The sequence below is a fragment of the Mycolicibacterium neworleansense genome (assembly GCF_001245615.1).
GTDB classification, from domain to species: Bacteria; Actinomycetota; Actinomycetes; order Mycobacteriales; family Mycobacteriaceae; genus Mycobacterium; species Mycobacterium neworleansense.
In genome coordinates this window covers 2,065,953-2,080,610 of record NZ_CWKH01000001.1, presented here as the reverse complement: position 1 = coordinate 2,080,610, position 14,658 = coordinate 2,065,953, and the positions used below count along the sequence as shown (strand labels likewise).

The window sequence follows — 14,658 nt, the reverse complement described above, 5'->3', positions numbered from 1 at the left end:
TCATGACTGTGACCCAAGAGTCCTCCGTGCTGCCCAACGGGCTGACCGTCGAGGCGGCAAAGGCCGAGGCCGCGCGGGCCTATGAACTCGACCGCGCGCACGTGTTCCACTCCTGGTCCGCCCAGGAGGAGATCTCCCCGATGACGATCACTGCCGCGCAGGGTTCGTATGTGTGGGACGGCGACGGCAACCGCCTGCTGGACTTCTCCTGCCAGCTGGTCAACACCAACATCGGTCATCAGCACCCGAAAGTTGTTGCCGCCATTGCCGAGCAGGCCGCCAAGCTGTGCACGGTCGCTCCGCAGTACGCCAATGCGGCCCGCTCTGAAGCGGCCCGGCTGATCGCCGAGCGCACCCCCGGTGACCTGAACAAGGTGTTCTTCACCAACGGTGGTGCCGACGCGGTCGAGCACGCGGTGCGCATGGCCCGCCTGCACACCGGCCGCTACAAGGTGCTGTCGCGCTACCGCGCCTACCACGGTGGCACCGACACCGCGATCAACCTGACCGGTGACCCGCGGCGCTGGCCCAACGACCGCGGCAACGCAGGCATCGTGCACTTCAATGGACCGTTTCTGTATCGCTCGTCGTTCTACGCCGAGACCGAAGAACAGGAATCCCAGCGCGCGCTGGCCTACCTCGACAAGCTGATCCAGATGGAGGGCCCGACCACCATCGCCGCGATCATCCTGGAGTCGATTCCGGGCACCGCGGGCATCATGGTGCCCCCGCCCGGATACATGGCCGGGGTGCGGGAGATCTGCGACCGCTACGGCATCGTGTTCATCGCCGACGAGGTGATGGCCGGATTCGGGCGCAGCGGAAGGTGGTTCTCCATCGATCACTTCGACGTGGTGCCCGATCTGCTCACCTTCGCCAAGGGCGTGAACTCCGGATACGTGCCGCTCGGTGGTGTGGCGATCAGCCCGGCCATCTACGAGACGTTCGCGCACCGGCCCTACCCGGGTGGGCTGACCTACTCCGGGCACCCGCTGGCCACCGCGGCCGCCGTGGCGACCATCAACGCGATGGCAGAAGAGGGCATGGTGGAGAACGCGGCCAAGATCGGCGCCGAGGTCATCGGTCCCGGACTGGCCGAGTTGGCCGCCAAGCACCGCAGCGTCGGCGAGGTCCGCGGTGCCGGCGTGTTCTGGGCCGTCGAACTGGTCGCCGACCAGCAGACCCGGGAGCCGTTGGCGCCCTACGGTGGCTCCAGCCCGGCGATGAACGCCGTCGTCGGTGCCTGCAAGGCCAACGGACTGCTGCCGTTCGCCAACTTCAACCGCATCCACGTGGTGCCGCCGTGCAACGTCACCGAGGAGGAGGCGCGCGAGGGTCTGGCGATCCTGGACTCCGCGCTCGACGTCGCCGATCAGCACGCCAACTGATCTAGCGCCCGCTCTTCACCGAGACTGCGCTCAGGGACAAGAATCGCGAAAAATCTGTCCCTGAGTGCGGTCTCGGTGTGCGTTTACACCGCTATCACCCGGTTGGCCCCAGATCCGCGGCGCAACTTGGCAGACTTGACCCGTGCGTCCACCTGCCCAGTGCTGGCTAACCGACATGGACGGCGTCCTGGTGCGCGAGGAACATGCGCTCCCGGGTGCCGCCGAATTCCTGCAGACCCTGGCCGACAAGGAACGGCCGTTCCTGGTGCTGACCAACAACTCGATCTTCACGCCGCGCGATCTGGCCGCCCGGCTGGCGCGATCGGGATTGCTCATCCCCGAGGCATCGATCTGGACCTCGGCCCTGGCCACGGCGGCGTTCCTGTCCGATCAGCAGCCGGGGGGCTCGGCGTATGTGATCGGTGAGGCCGGGCTGACCACCGCACTGCACGAGGCCGGCTACACCCTGACCGACATCGCGCCGGACTACGTGGTGCTGGGGGAGACCCGCACGTATTCGTTCGAGGCGATCACCAAGGCCGTCCGGCTGATCCTCGGCGGTGCCCGGTTCATCGCCACCAACCCCGACGTCACCGGCCCGTCGGCGGAGGGGCCGTTGCCCGCGACCGGATCGGTGGCCGCGATGATCACCAAGGCCACCGGCCGCGACCCCTATTTCGTCGGCAAGCCCAATCCGATGATGTTCCGCAGCGCGCTCAACCGGATCGAGGCGCACTCGGAGAGCACCGTGATGGTCGGGGACCGGATGGACACCGATGTGGTGGCCGGGATCGAGGCCGGGTTGGAGACAATTCTGGTGCTGACCGGGTCGACGTCGGTCTCCGACATCGAACGTTATCCATTCCGGCCCAGCCGGGTGCTGCCCTCGATCGCCGAAGCCATCGAATTGATCTGAGATGGCCGTTGTTTCGGGGATTGAGCCCATCGATGAGTACTTCACCGCGACGGTAGCGGCGCTGACCGCACCCGGGCGGGGGGAAGCGCCCACGCTCAACGTGCCAAACCCGCTGGCGCTCTTCGATGCTCAGCTCGGCAGCAGGCATCTGGACCTGGCCGCGCGCCGGCTGCGTTCGCAGGGCAAGGGTTTCTACACCATCGGATCGTCGGGGCACGAGGGCAATGCGGCCGTCGCCGCCGCACTGCGGCCCACCGATCCGGCGCTGCTGCACTACCGGTCAGGCGGCTTCTACCTGGCCCGCGCCGCGCAGGTCGACGGCTCGGATCCGCTGCGCGACGTGCTGCTCGGGCTGGTGGCGGCCACCGCCGAGCCGATCTCGGGTGGGCGGCACAAGGTCTTCGGCCGTCATGACCTGAACATCATCCCGCAAACCTCCACCATCGCCTCGCATCTGCCCCGGGCGGTCGGGGTCGCATTCTCGATCGCCCGGACCCGCAAGCTGGGCGTGGTCTGCCCATGGCCCGACGACGCGGTCACGGTGTGCAGCTTCGGTGACGCCTCGGCCAACCACTCGACGACCGCCGGCGCCGTCAACGCGGCCCTGCACGCCGCCTACCAAGGCCTGCCGATGCCCCTGCTGTTCGTGTGCGAGGACAATGGCATCGGGATCAGCACACCGACGCCGCGCGGCTGGATCGCCCGTGCCTACGGGGACCGCGCAGGGCTGAGGTACGTCGCGGCCGACGGCTGCGACCTCGTCGACGCGCTTGAGTCCGCACGCGCCGCCGCCGATTGGGTGCGCCACGAACGCAAACCGGCGTTCCTGCACCTGAGGACGGTGCGACTGATGGGGCATGCCGGCACCGACTACGAGCAGTCCTACCGGCGGCCCGCCGAGATCCTCTCCGACTATGAGCGCGATCCCGTGCTCAACACCGCGAGAACACTTGTCGCCCATGGCATCTTGACCCCCGCGCAGGTCGTACAACGGTACGAGGACAAACGGGCTGAGGTGATGGAGCTGGCCCGCGCGGTCAGCGGTTGTCCGCAGTTGGACAGCACGACGGCGGTGATGCGACCGCTGCGCGAAACGCTCGACGACGCCAGGGCGGTGTCTGTCGCCCCGGCTGAACCAGGTGGTCCGCCGCTGACCTTGGCGCTGGCCATCAACCGGGCGCTGCAGGAGGTGCTGCAGGCGCATCCGGAGGCGATCGTGTTCGGCGAGGACATCGCCCGCAAGGGCGGCGTCTACGGCGTGACCCGCGGCCTGCAGGCTGCTGCCGGGCCTGCGCGCGTGTTCGACACCCTGCTCGACGAACAGACCATCCTGGGCCTGGCGCTGGGAGCGGGCGTATCGGGTCTGCTGCCGATCCCGGAGATCCAGTATTTGGCCTATCTGCACAACGCCGCCGACCAGATCCGCGGCGAGGGGGCCACTCTGCAGTTCTTCTCCAACCGCCAGTACCGCAATCCGATGGTGGTGCGGATCGCCGGCCTCGGCTATCAGAAGGGGTTCGGCGGTCACTTTCACAACGACGACTCGATCGCCGCGATCCGCGACATCCCCGGGGTGGTGATCGCCTGTCCGGCCCGGCCCGATGACGCCGCGGCCATGCTGCACACCTGTGTAGCTGCCACGAAAACCGCTGGCGCGGTGTGTGTTTACCTCGAACCGATCGCCCTGTACCACACCAAGGACCTCTATACCGATGGCGATCAGCAGTGGCTGGCGGCCTATCCGTCCCAACCCGTGCGCATCGGCGCGGCCCGCACCCATGGCGACGGCGCGGACCTGACCATCCTGACGTTCGGCAACGGTTTGTGGATGAGCCTGCGGGTGGCCCGCCGGTTGGAGCGGGCCGGGATCGCCGCCCGGGTGGTCGACCTGCGCTGGCTGTCGCCGCTGCCGGTCGAGGACATGCTGCGCGAGGCGGAGGCGACCGGCCGGGTGCTCATCGTCGACGAGACCCGCCGCACCGGGGGAGTCGGGGAAGGTGTGCTGGCCGAACTCGACGATCACGGCTACTCGGGCCGGGTGCAGCGGGTGTCGAGCGCCGACAGTTTCATCCCGCTGGGCGACGCCGCACGGGAGGTGCTGTTGTCCGAGGACACCATCGAGGCCGCCGCGGTGAAACTGGTCGGCGAACGGGCTTGATAGCTTGACTGGCATGGCTGAATCTGTAACGCCGGATCCGACCCGTCCGCTGGCCGGGGTGCGCGTCATCGAGATCTCCAGCTTTGTCGCTGTGCCGCTGGCGGGCATGACCCTGGCCCAGCTGGGGGCCGAGGTGGTGCGGGTGGACCCCATCGGGGGCGCTGCCGACTACCACCGCTGGCCGCTCACCGACGGTGGCGAGAGCATCTACTGGGCCGGGCTGAACAAGGGCAAGCGATCGCTGGCTGCTGACATGCGCTCACCCGAGGGGCAGCAGCTGGTGCAACGGCTGATCGCCGAGGCCGGTGTGCTCATCACGAACGTGGCGGGGCGGCAATGGCATTCCTACGATGTGCTGTCCGCCCTGCGGCCTGACCTGATCCACGTCGAGGTGTCGGGCCGGGCCGACGGCGGCACCGGGGTGGATTACACGGTCAACGCCGGTCTGGGTTTCCCCATGGTCACCGGGCCCGCACAGTTGGCCACCCCGGTCAATCATGTGCTGCCGGCCTGGGATGTCAGCTGCGGACTGTACGTGGCGCTGGCGGTGAGTGCCGCGCTGCGTGAACGTGATTCGACCGGTGAGGGGGCACGGATCAGTATCCCGTTGGAGAACGTCGCGCTGGCCACCGCGGGCAATCTCGGGTTCCTGACCGAGGTGATGATCAACGGCACCGGCCGTGAGCGTCTCGGCAACACGCTCTACGGGACCTACGGGCAGAACTTCACCAGCAGCGACGGCGTCGGCTTCATGCTCGTGGCGCTTACCGGCCGGCACTTCCGTGACCTCACCGAGGTCACCGGGACCACCAAAGCCGTTGCCGCCCTTGCCGAGGCGTTCGGTGCCGACTTCACCGACGAAGGCCAGCGCTACACCCACCGCGACGCTTTGACCGGGCTGTTCACCCTGTGGTTCAGCGAGCACACCGCCGATGAGATCAGTGCCGCGCTGTCGGGCACCTCGGTGCTCTGGGAGCGGTACCGCAGCTTCGCCGAGGTAGCCGTCAACGACCGGGTGGTCGCCAACCCGCTGTTCACTCCGCTGGAGCAACCCCGTATCGGTACCTACCTGGCACCGGGGCTGCCGGTATCGATCGGCGGCATGTATCCGCCGGCGGTCCCCGCGCCAGCGCTCGGTGACGACACCACCGCCGTGCTGGCCGAACATCTCGGCCTCGGCACCGAGGAGATCGACGCCTTGACCGAATCCGGCACCGTCGCAACGGGTACCGACGAGCGGTGAGTACCCTGCTGAAGCTCTTGGATCTACGTGCCGCCGACGGTGAGGTGTTCACCGGACGGGCCAGCGGTCCGGAGGGCAAGCGGGCCTACGGCGGCCTGCTGGCCGCACAGAGCCTGGCGGCCGCATGCCGGACGGTCGGTTATGACCGGACACCGACCAACATGCACCTGCAGTTTCTGCGCGGCGGGGACGCCGGGGAAGCAGTCGAGCACCGCGTCTCCCGGGTGTACGACGGGCGTACGGCGTCGGCCCGGCGCGTCGAATCGTATGAGCATGGCCGCATGCTGACCACGGCCACGGTGTCGTTCGCGACCGCACTGGCCGGGCCCGAACACGGGTTGAGTGCGATGCCGCACGATCCCGAGGTGCTGCCGTGCACCGGGCCGCCCGGGCCGGCGCCATCCCTGCCGCTCGATGAGTTCGACATCCGCATCGACGATGCCGGAGAGGGCGAAGAGTTCGTGCGACGGATGTGGTGGCGGGTCACCACCGACCTGCCCGAGGATCCGTTGGTGCACATGCTGATCGCGGTGTACATCACCGACCTGTACGGGATCGATCCGGCCTTGGCCGTGCACGGCTACAGCATGCGGTCGCGCAGTCACCGCAGTGGCACGACCGATTCGTCGATCTGGTTTCACCGCCCGGTGCGGGCCGGCGAATGGAACCTGCTGGAATCGCGCTCGCCGGCCGCCGCGCGGGGCCGTGGCCTGATCACGTCAAGCTTGCTGCGCGCCGACGGTGCGGTTGCGGCGACGTTGGTGCAGGAGGGGCTGGTCGCCGAGCGGGTTTCGGACCACGAAACTCGCTGACACTGAGTGAAGACCGCCCACAGCTTGGATGGTGTGTGTTCCCGGTGCCGGCGCTCGCTGCGGGGGGACGTTCGGTCAGCCGGTCTTGGTGATGGTGAGTGGCATTTCGACGGTGAGCCAAAGGTTGACGCCGCATCCGCCGCTGGGGCCGATGGTGCGGTCGTAGCCTTCGAAGGTTTCGGGGTTGTCGGAGACTCGCCAGAAGCGGAACGACTGGTCCCCGGGCGTGGTGCTGCCGTCGGGGCAGGGTTGCCAATCCTGGATGCGATGCGTGGTGTACCAGTGACCGGATTGGCAGCGCAGATCGCTGTTCCAGCCTTGCTGACTGTGGATGTTGCCGGCGCAGTGCATGACGTCGTCGCACGTGGAGCTGACGGTCCAGGTGGTGACGACGGTCGCTTCGTCGTGAAACACTTCGCGGGTCTTGGCCCACTGCCCGTCCGAGGTTGCGGTGAACGTCCCGTTGATCGGCCGGTCGCATGAAAGGGCTTGGGCCACAGCGGCTGTAGCGATGCTCAGGGTCGCTGCTGCGGTCAGGATGGTCAGTGACGCGGCGACGCGGCTCACAAACATGGCGATCTCCTTCAGCTCCGTTGAGTGGCGGGGGTCAGGGGTCATCCGGGCATGATGAGTTGCTTCCATGTCTGCGTCTGGCCGTCGGTGGAGAGGGTGCGTTGTTCGTAGACCTGCCCGTTGGGAGCCAGGTATTTTCCAGTGCCGGGGTCATAGCGGGCGATCGTCACGGGCTGGTCGGCACCGAAACCGTACGGCTGCAGCGGCCCCGATGCTTGGGGCTGCGCGGCGGGAGCATCCGGTGGGACGCTCGGTTGCACCGGCGGAGGTTCTTCGGATACCGATGGTGCAGGGGCACTCGTTGGTGGCGCGTCTGGCGGCGCCGGAAGTGAAACGCCGGGCGGTTGTTGACCGGGTGCGGCAGGTGTGCCTTCGGGCGGGCCGTAGATGTGATCGTTCTGTCCGACTCGCCAATCGGGCGGGATGCCTTGGCTGATCAGGTTGGGATCGAAGGGGTGGGGGCCGAGCGCATGCTGGCGTTGGGCGAGCGGCTCGAAGGGTCTGTCGCTGTCGCATTCTTCGACTGTCGGTGCACGTTTTCCGGGGTGTCCCATGCAGGGGTAATTGCGGGCACCCCGTACAGCGATGGGTGCGTCCTGGGGCAGTTTGCAGTACAGCCCGTCGGGGGTCTCGGCGGGGCTGGTGTCGTCGGGTGCGCGCCACTGGTTGGGCGGCAGATATCCGACGGTGCACGGCGACGGGTCTGCCACGGTGAGCCGGAAATCGCCAAGGCCTTTGCCGACGTAGTTGTTGTTCGGTCCGGCGCCGATGAACATGGAGGTCAGTGGTGGCAGCAGCACGAGGATCTGCTCGAGTGCGGGGTGGTAGGTGACGCCGACCTGTCCGATCGAGGTGAGGTTGGCCAGCAGTATCGGAAGGGTGGGTTTGACTTGTTCGAGGAGGCGGGTCGCTTCCTGAAAGGCTCCGGGACCACGTTGCAGCAGTCCGCGAATCTCCGGATCGTTGGTGGTCAGTTGCGTGGTGACACCAGCCAGGCTGCGAGCCCAGACCCGGATCGCCTCCGACGTCTGGGCTTGTGAATCGAGCAGCGGCTCACTGTCTTCGACGAGTCGGCGGGTCCGTTCTGCGGTCGGGGTGAGCTCGCCGGCGACGTGTGCGGACGAGTCGAGGAGTGAGCCGAGGTCATAGCCGGCGTCGCCGAGGCCCTGGGAGGTTTCGTTGAGAAGCTGGGACAGTGAGTCTTTGGGGACGCTGGCGAGCAGGGCGCTGAGCTGATCGAGCATCGGGCCGACCTGTTGGGGGATGGTGGTGTCGTGGGCAGATATCACCGAGCCGTCGTGCAGGTAGGGCGCGGCGTCGGTGCGTGGGCGTAGTTCCACGTACTGTTCACCGATCGCCGAGACGCTGCGAACCTGTGCTTGCAGGTCGGCCGGAATCTTCGGTGAGCTCTGCAGCGAGAGTGTTGCTTTGGCTCCTTGTGCGGTGGGCTCGATGGCGGTCACCTTGCCGACCTGGCTGCCGCGGTAGGTGACGTTGCCGAAGCGGTACAGGCCGCCGGCGCCGGGCAGATTCAAGGTGACGGTGATCCGTCCGATTCCGAGCAGCGTGGGCACTTGTATGTAGGAGAAAGCCATTGCTGCGATACCGATCATTGACGCCACGGTGAAGATGACCAGCTGGGTGCGGATGAAGCGTGTCAGCATCAGCAGCCTCCGATGGCTCCGTTGGTGGGCGGCGGTGTGCCGGGGATGCGGGGTGGGGGCGGCCCGGCACCTTCGGGCAGGCCGGTGGGGTTGGGCGTCATCGGTGGGGCTATGCCGGCTGCCAGGGGGTTGTTGCTGTAGTAGGCGTCGTAGCCGGGATCCCCGGGGGCGGGGACCAGGGTCAATCCTTCCTGCCCCCAACGGGTTCCGAGGAACATCCCGCTCTTGAGCCGGTTGACGGTCAGGTCGATGGTGGCGAACAGGTTGATGTAATCGCCCCGTACCGCGCGGTCGATGAAGTCCTGGGTCAGTGGGTAGCTGGACAGGAACGCCAGCCCTCGGTCCAGATCGGGTCCGACGTTGGCCAGGCTGCAGATCGTGGGTTGGAGGTTGCGGAGGTTGATGACCAGGTCTGCCTGGGTTTCATCGACCACTTGTGTTGCGGTTTCGGCGAAAACGCCGAGTTCGTGTAATGCCGAGGTGAAGGTCGGTTGCTGCTTGACGAGTACGTCCAGTGCGCCGGGCATCGTGTGAAGCGCGCGGGTCAGCACGTCCTTCTGTGCACCGAATGTGCCGGTGAGGCGGTCCACTGCGCGCATTGCTTCGACCATGTCGCTGCGTTGGGCGTCGAAGGTGCCGACCAGCCGGTCCAACCGTCCGAGCAGGTCGCGCAGCTGTGGTTCGTGGCCCGACAGCGCGGTATTCATGTTGTGGATGATGTCGCCGATTTGGCCGAGGCCGCCGGAGTTGACCAGCGCTGACACCGCGGCGAGAGTCTGTTCGGTGGTTGGGTAGGTCGACGATTGGTTCAGCGTCAGTGTCGAGCCGGCCGGCAATCGCCCGGTCGGGGCTTGGTCGACGGGTGGATCGAGGGTGAGGTGGCTGGAGCCGAGCAGGCTGGTTTGGCCGATGGTGGTGACGGCATTGGCCGGTACCGGTACGTCGGGCCGAATCGAGACCTCCACGTCGGCATGGCCGTTCTTGACTTGCATCGAGGCGATGCTGCCGACAACGACGTCGCTGATCATCACCGGTGAGTTCGCTTCGAGCGTACCGACATTGGCGATCTCGACGTGGTATATCCGCGCGTCCGGACCCCGTCCGACGGCGCCGGGAAGGGGAAGGGAGTTGATGCCGTGGAAGGCGCATCCGGCCGTCGAGGTCAGCAATAGGCAACACCCGGCGCTCACCATCCGACGCAGCGTTGAAGCGTTGATCATGGCTGTGGTGTCCCTGGTTTCGGTTGGGCCGGCGCCGGCTCGGCCGGCAGCAGCATGTCGGGCAGTCCGAGGGGATTGGCGGGCGCGGGGCCGTAGGCCGAAACGGCGGGCGGTGTTTCGGGCGGGCCGGGGCTGGGCCCTGCGCCTCCGGGCATCAAGCCGGGTTCGGTATAGATCAAGTCCTCCGGCGGTGGGGATTTCGCCAGGAACGGGTTGATGGGGAACGGCAGCATGTTGAAGTTCGCAGCGTTGAGTGCCGGCGCGAGGTACTGCGCGCACAGCTTGCCTGTTTCGGACGCCGTCACGTTGGCGATGGCCCGGATTGAGGAACAGATGAACTGGACCGGGCTGGAGAAGTTGGTCAGGACGAATGCGCCGGTCCCAGAGCCCAATTGGGGGTCGAACATGTTGACGGTATTGGCCAGGGCGTGGGGTGCGACGTGGAGAACCTGTTCGAGGTCCTTGCGGTGATCGACGAGGGTCTGCGTGACGTTGGTCAGCCGCTGTAGCTGTTCGCTGGCCTTGTCGCGGGTGCCGGAGATGAAGTTCTGAACTTCACCGACGACCGTCGACAGATTGGTCAGCGCCGCGTCCAGTTCTGATCGGCTGTTGTCCAAAGTGCTGGTCAGCGTGGCGAACCGGTCCTGGAATTGGACGATTTGTACGTTGCTGTCCTTGAGGGCGCTGACAAACACTTGGAGGTTTTCGAGGATATCGGCGATGTTCCCGCTGCCGTCGGCAAGGATGCGGCCGACGCCGGACAGTTCGGCCAGTGTTCGGCGTAGTTTGTCGCCGTTGCCCTTCATGGCGTTGGCGGCGCTGTCGACGAACCGGGCGGCTGAGGTGGTCGACACACCGTTGTGTGGGCCCAGGTCGGTGGCCAGGCGCATGAGTTGTTGTTTGACTTCGTCCCAGTCGACGGGGACCGCGGTGCGGTCGATCGGGATCAGTGCGCCGTCGTCGATGACGGTGGTACTGGGTGTGCTTGGGGGGACGAGCTGAATGTAGCGGGCGGCGACGAGGTTTGGTGCGACGATGACGGCATTGGCGTTGCTGGGGACAGGCACCTGGCGGTCGATGCGCATGGTCACTGTGGACTGGGTCCCATGGGGGTCGATGGCGTCGATGGTGCCGACTGCCACTCCTGACACTCGGACCTGATCCCCGGGATAGATCGCGCTGGCGTGTGTGAAGTGCGCGGTGATGGTTTTCGGCGCGAATAGGGTCACGCGGGCGAGCCATGTCGAGGCGGCGGCGATCAGGGCGACCAGCATCACGGCCGCAGTCCATCGGATCCGGGCGGTTGTCATCATCGGGGTGCCTCCGGAATACCGTTGCGGGGTATGGGGAACTCGGCGCGTGGTGCCGCGTTGTCGGAAGGGCGTCCGGTGTTGCCTGGACGCCGGAACCCGAACGCGTAGTCGAGGAACGGTTGTAGGAGATTGCCGGGGATGAGGTCGGGGACGTAGGCGTTGTAGTAGAAGCCATTGGCCACGGTTTCACCAAGGGTGATCTGGAATTTCGCCAGCGAGGGCAGCATCTTGGCGATGTTGTCGCGGCTGCGTTCCAGCATCGCGGTGACAGCGTTGAGTTTGTCGAGGGTGGGCGCGAGCTCCTGCTGGTTGTCGTGAATGAGTCCCGAAAGTTGTTCGGCCACTGCGGAGCTGTTGGCGAGTAGCTCGATGATCGCTTGCCGCCGCTGCACGAGGACATCGACGAGGTCGTTGGCGTTGAGGATCAGGGCGTTGAGTTGCTGGCTGCGGTCGGCCAGAATGCCGGTGATTTCCGAGGTCGAGGAGAGTAGCTGTTGCAGCGTGTGGTTGCGGGTGTTGAGTGATCTTGACAGTCGGGTGAGCCCGTCGAAGGTGGGGCCGAGCTGGGGCGCGACCTGGTCGATGGTGGTTGCCAGGGTTTGCAGCGCCTGGTTCAGCGTCGTGGTATCGGTTGCTGCGGTGTTGCGCGTCAGGTCGCCGACAGCGTCGGTTAGTGAGTACGGCGAAGATGTGCGGGTCTGCGGGATCACGTCGAACGGGCGCAGGGTTCCGTTGCCCACGGACTCCAGCACCAGCATCCGCTCGCCCAGGAGGCTGCCGGTGCGGATGTGTGCCGAGGTGTCCGACGCCAGCCGTACCGTGGCGTCGACCTTGAAGGTGATCAGGGGCTGCAGGCCCTGCAAGGACACGTCGGTGACGGTCCCGACGTCTACGCCCGACAGCTTGACCTTGTTGCCGTCGGTGAGCCCCCCGGCTTCTGTGAACAAAGCCCGATAGGTGATTTGAGATGCCAGCGACAGCAAGCGTTCGGGTTGCAGTCCGACCGCGATGATCAGTGTCACCAGGACCAGTCCGATGAAGCCGGATCGGATGAGGTGTGCGCCACGATATTTCAGCATCACGGCTCCCCGCATCTTCCGGTTTCTTGTTTGAACCAGGGGAATTCGGCGGTCCGGCCTTGAAGATCGGATACGCGGACTGCGATGCCGCACAGGTAGTAGTTGACGAAGCTTCCGTAGGCGCCGGTGCGGATGAGCTTGTTGTAGTTCTCGGGGGCCATGCGCAAACCGGTTTCCAACCGGTCCTTGTCCTGGTCGAGTAGCGGTGCCAGGCGGTTGAGTTCGTCGACAGTGCCGGACAGGGGCGGCCGCGCCTGGGTCAGAAGCTCGGCCATGGAGGCCGTGCCGTTGTTGAGCGACTCGATGGCTGCGCCGATCGGATCGCGGTCTGTCGACAAACCGTCGGCCAGTCGTTGCAGGCGGTCGATCACTCCGGAGAATTGATCGCTGTCCTTTGACAGCGTTTGCAGGGTGGATTTCAGGTTGTCGATGACCGACTGCACGGTGGCGCTGTTGTCGGCCAAGGTGTTGGTGAACGACGTGGTCTTGGACATGAGTGAATCCAAGGTGGTGCCTTGGTCCTGGAAGATTGCGATCAATGACGAGGTCAGCGCATTGATGTCGTCGGGCTTGAGGCCCTGGATGACGGGCTTCAGACCGCCGAGCAGCAGGTCGAGATCGAGTGCTCCGGCGGTGCGCTCGAGGGGGATCTGTGCCCCGGCGGCCAGCGTGCCGTTGGGCCCGGGACTGTCGATCAGTTCGAGGTACCGGTCGCCGACGAGGTTGAGATAGCGCACCACCGCTCGCGTACCGGGGGTGAGAACGACGGCTCGATCGGCGTCGAAGTGCACTTCGACGGTGGTGTCCGCACGGAGCGAGACGTTTTCGACAGTTCCGATCCGGATGCCGGCCATGCGCACCGAGTCGCCTTCGCGCAGGCTGGAGACATCCCTGAAGATCGCCGAATACGCAGTCTTGGAACCGGGTTGGTACTCGCCGAAAATGACGAAGAGCATGGCGGTCAGCACTGTCATGACGACGGCGAAGGTGCCGAATTTGATGACGGTTGTCGTGGTGCGCCGTGTCATCCGGGTTGTCCGATCTGGGCGGTGTTGCGCGGTGGGCCGTCGATCGGGCCGAAAAGCCATTGTTTGAGCCCGTCGGTGTTGAGCAGGATGTTTTGGTTTCCGTACTTCCAGGGGTTGGCGCCGGTGTCGGCGACCACCCAGCGGGGCCGGCCGAGGAACGGCACCGGCAGGTCCTCGCAGTGCGGCCCGCCTTTCGCCGCGACTTTCGGTAGATCGCCGGGATAGCGATAGCGTTCCTGCCCTGCGGTGAGGCCGGCGATCACCTCGGCAGCGGGGATCCGCAGCGGCTCCCACTTGGATATGTATGCCATTGCCGTCAGCTGACAGTGCAGCGCGGCGTTGTACTCGTTGGTCAGATCGGTGGTGGGAGCCAACAGGTGTAGCGCGTCGGCCAACGGCCGGCCGTTCTCGCTCAGTATCGGGGTGCCGCTGTGGGCCAACCCGATGGTGCTGAGCAGAAATGCGTCGAGATGGTCCTGCGCATCGATGATGGACTGGCTGATGCGGGTGACATTGTCGACGGTGGTGACCAGGTCTGGTGCCGCGTCGGCGTAGGCGTTGAAGACGGAGGGCGCAACCGACAACTCGCGGCTCAAGGCCGGAAGGGCCGGTTCGGTGGCGGCCAGGAACGCATCGAAATCGTCGATTGTCTGCCCGATTTGGTGTCCTCGCCCACCCAGCGCCGATCCCAATGCCGAGAGCGTTTCGTTGAGTTTGTCGGGTGCGACGTGGTCGAGCAATGTGGTGAGTTGCTCAAAGAGGGTGTTGATCTCCACCATCACATGGCGTGCTTCGATGATTTGTCCGGCTGAGATCCGCTGCGATACAGGGTGTTCGGGGACGATGAGTTCGACTGACTTGGCGCCGAACGCGGTGGGCGAGGCGATCTCGACGAGCACGTTGGCCGGCACGAGAGGGATCTGGGATTCGTCGAGGGCAAGCTGAATGGCGGCATCACCGCCGGGTCGGGCGGTGATGGCGGTGACCCGGCCGATCTGAACTCCGTGCAGTTTCACCTTGGCATCGGTGTTGAGGACCAATCCGGCACGCTCGGAGAGCACTGTCACCGGCAGTCCCTGACTGAAGTCGCCGCGAAACAGGCTGACAGCCAGCACGACGACTCCGGCGAGCGCCGTGATGGTGATCAGACCGGCAAGGACTCGCGGGTATTGCGGTCGGCGCCGTCGATCACCGGACCTTCGTGGTTGCCCCACCCACTACCTCCCTCGCGTCGAGCGGGCTACAGTGATGCCGATAATATTTC

Annotated in this window: 12 protein-coding genes; 5 read left to right on the top strand and 7 right to left on the bottom strand. The window is 65.9% G+C overall.

Features of this window, described 5'->3' with window-relative positions; genetic code table 11:
- The first annotated feature begins 2 nt into the window (after positions 1 to 2).
- The 5 genes from BN2156_RS09790 to BN2156_RS09770 all read left to right on the top strand — a co-directional run bounded on the left by BN2156_RS09790 (position 3) and on the right by BN2156_RS09770 (position 6,517).
- Positions 3 to 1,388, top strand: a complete 1,386-nt coding sequence (locus BN2156_RS09790) for an aspartate aminotransferase family protein (protein ID WP_090512896.1) — start codon at positions 3 to 5, stop codon at positions 1,386 to 1,388.
- Between the two features lie 142 nt (positions 1,389 to 1,530).
- The gene (locus BN2156_RS09785) at positions 1,531 to 2,304 is read left to right on the top strand and encodes an HAD-IIA family hydrolase (protein ID WP_090512894.1); all 774 of its coding nucleotides are present in this window, start codon (positions 1,531 to 1,533) and stop codon (positions 2,302 to 2,304) included.
- Between the two features lies 1 nt (position 2,305).
- Complete coding sequence (locus tag BN2156_RS09780) at positions 2,306 to 4,462, top strand: dehydrogenase E1 component subunit alpha/beta (protein ID WP_090512892.1); 2,157 nt, start codon at positions 2,306 to 2,308, stop codon at positions 4,460 to 4,462.
- 13 nt (positions 4,463 to 4,475) lie between these two features.
- Positions 4,476 to 5,705 (top strand): CoA transferase, encoded by a 1,230-nt coding sequence (locus BN2156_RS09775; protein WP_090512890.1) that lies wholly within the window; start codon positions 4,476 to 4,478, stop codon positions 5,703 to 5,705.
- On the top strand, positions 5,702 to 6,517 hold the full coding sequence (locus BN2156_RS09770; RefSeq protein ID WP_090512887.1) for an acyl-CoA thioesterase: 816 nt from the start codon (positions 5,702 to 5,704) through the stop codon (positions 6,515 to 6,517). The genes BN2156_RS09775 and BN2156_RS09770 overlap by 4 nt, the downstream gene beginning before the upstream one ends.
- A 75-nt stretch (positions 6,518 to 6,592) precedes the next feature.
- On the opposite strand, the gene BN2156_RS09765 is transcribed toward BN2156_RS09770, so the two are convergent.
- From BN2156_RS09765 to BN2156_RS09735, 7 genes are read right to left on the bottom strand one after another with little or no spacing between them, the layout of a single operon-like run.
- Positions 6,593 to 7,090, bottom strand: coding sequence for an Rv2253/PknI dimerization domain-containing protein (locus BN2156_RS09765; protein WP_090512885.1), 498 nt, complete (start codon positions 7,088 to 7,090; stop codon positions 6,593 to 6,595).
- A 41-nt stretch (positions 7,091 to 7,131) separates the two neighbouring features.
- A complete protein-coding gene (locus tag BN2156_RS09760; protein ID WP_090512884.1) occupies positions 7,132 to 8,754 on the bottom strand; it encodes an MCE family protein in 1,623 nt (540 codons plus the stop codon).
- Positions 8,754 to 9,974 carry an MCE family protein gene (locus BN2156_RS09755; protein WP_090512881.1) on the bottom strand — a complete coding sequence of 407 codons (1,221 nt, stop codon included), beginning with the start codon at positions 9,972 to 9,974 and terminating at the stop codon, positions 8,754 to 8,756. The genes BN2156_RS09760 and BN2156_RS09755 overlap by 1 nt, the downstream gene beginning before the upstream one ends.
- Entirely contained in the window at positions 9,971 to 11,287 is a 1,317-nt protein-coding gene (locus tag BN2156_RS09750; RefSeq protein ID WP_407661655.1) for an MCE family protein, read from the bottom strand. Before BN2156_RS09750 ends, BN2156_RS09755 begins: the two co-directional genes overlap by 4 nt.
- Positions 11,284 to 12,366, bottom strand: a complete 1,083-nt coding sequence (locus BN2156_RS09745) for an MCE family protein (RefSeq protein WP_090515715.1) — start codon at positions 12,364 to 12,366, stop codon at positions 11,284 to 11,286. The genes BN2156_RS09750 and BN2156_RS09745 overlap by 4 nt, the downstream gene beginning before the upstream one ends.
- Entirely contained in the window at positions 12,366 to 13,394 is a 1,029-nt protein-coding gene (locus BN2156_RS09740; protein WP_090512876.1) for an MCE family protein, read from the bottom strand. The genes BN2156_RS09745 and BN2156_RS09740 overlap by 1 nt, the downstream gene beginning before the upstream one ends.
- On the bottom strand, positions 13,391 to 14,608 hold the full coding sequence (locus BN2156_RS09735) for an MCE family protein (RefSeq protein WP_090512874.1): 1,218 nt from the start codon (positions 14,606 to 14,608) through the stop codon (positions 13,391 to 13,393). The genes BN2156_RS09740 and BN2156_RS09735 overlap by 4 nt, the downstream gene beginning before the upstream one ends.
- Positions 14,609 to 14,658 lie beyond the last annotated feature (50 nt).

Bases quoted from the DNA above. Each gene is read 5' to 3' on its own strand.
- BN2156_RS09760 (WP_090512884.1), bottom strand. From the start codon at position 8,754: ATGCTGACACGCTTCATCCGCACCCAGCTGGTCATCTTCACCGTGGCG.
- BN2156_RS09775 (WP_090512890.1), top strand. From the start codon at position 4,476: ATGGCTGAATCTGTAACGCCGGATCCGACCCGTCCGCTGGCCGGGGTG.
- BN2156_RS09780 (WP_090512892.1), top strand. From the start codon at position 2,306: ATGGCCGTTGTTTCGGGGATTGAGCCCATCGATGAGTACTTCACCGCG.
- BN2156_RS09750 (WP_407661655.1), bottom strand. From the start codon at position 11,287: ATGATGACAACCGCCCGGATCCGATGGACTGCGGCCGTGATGCTGGTC.
- BN2156_RS09790 (WP_090512896.1), top strand. From the start codon at position 3: ATGACTGTGACCCAAGAGTCCTCCGTGCTGCCCAACGGGCTGACCGTC.
- BN2156_RS09755 (WP_090512881.1), bottom strand. From the start codon at position 9,974: ATGATCAACGCTTCAACGCTGCGTCGGATGGTGAGCGCCGGGTGTTGC.
- BN2156_RS09740 (WP_090512876.1), bottom strand. From the start codon at position 13,394: ATGACACGGCGCACCACGACAACCGTCATCAAATTCGGCACCTTCGCC.
- BN2156_RS09765 (WP_090512885.1), bottom strand. From the start codon at position 7,090: ATGTTTGTGAGCCGCGTCGCCGCGTCACTGACCATCCTGACCGCAGCA.
- BN2156_RS09745 (WP_090515715.1), bottom strand. From the start codon at position 12,366: ATGCTGAAATATCGTGGCGCACACCTCATCCGATCCGGCTTCATCGGA.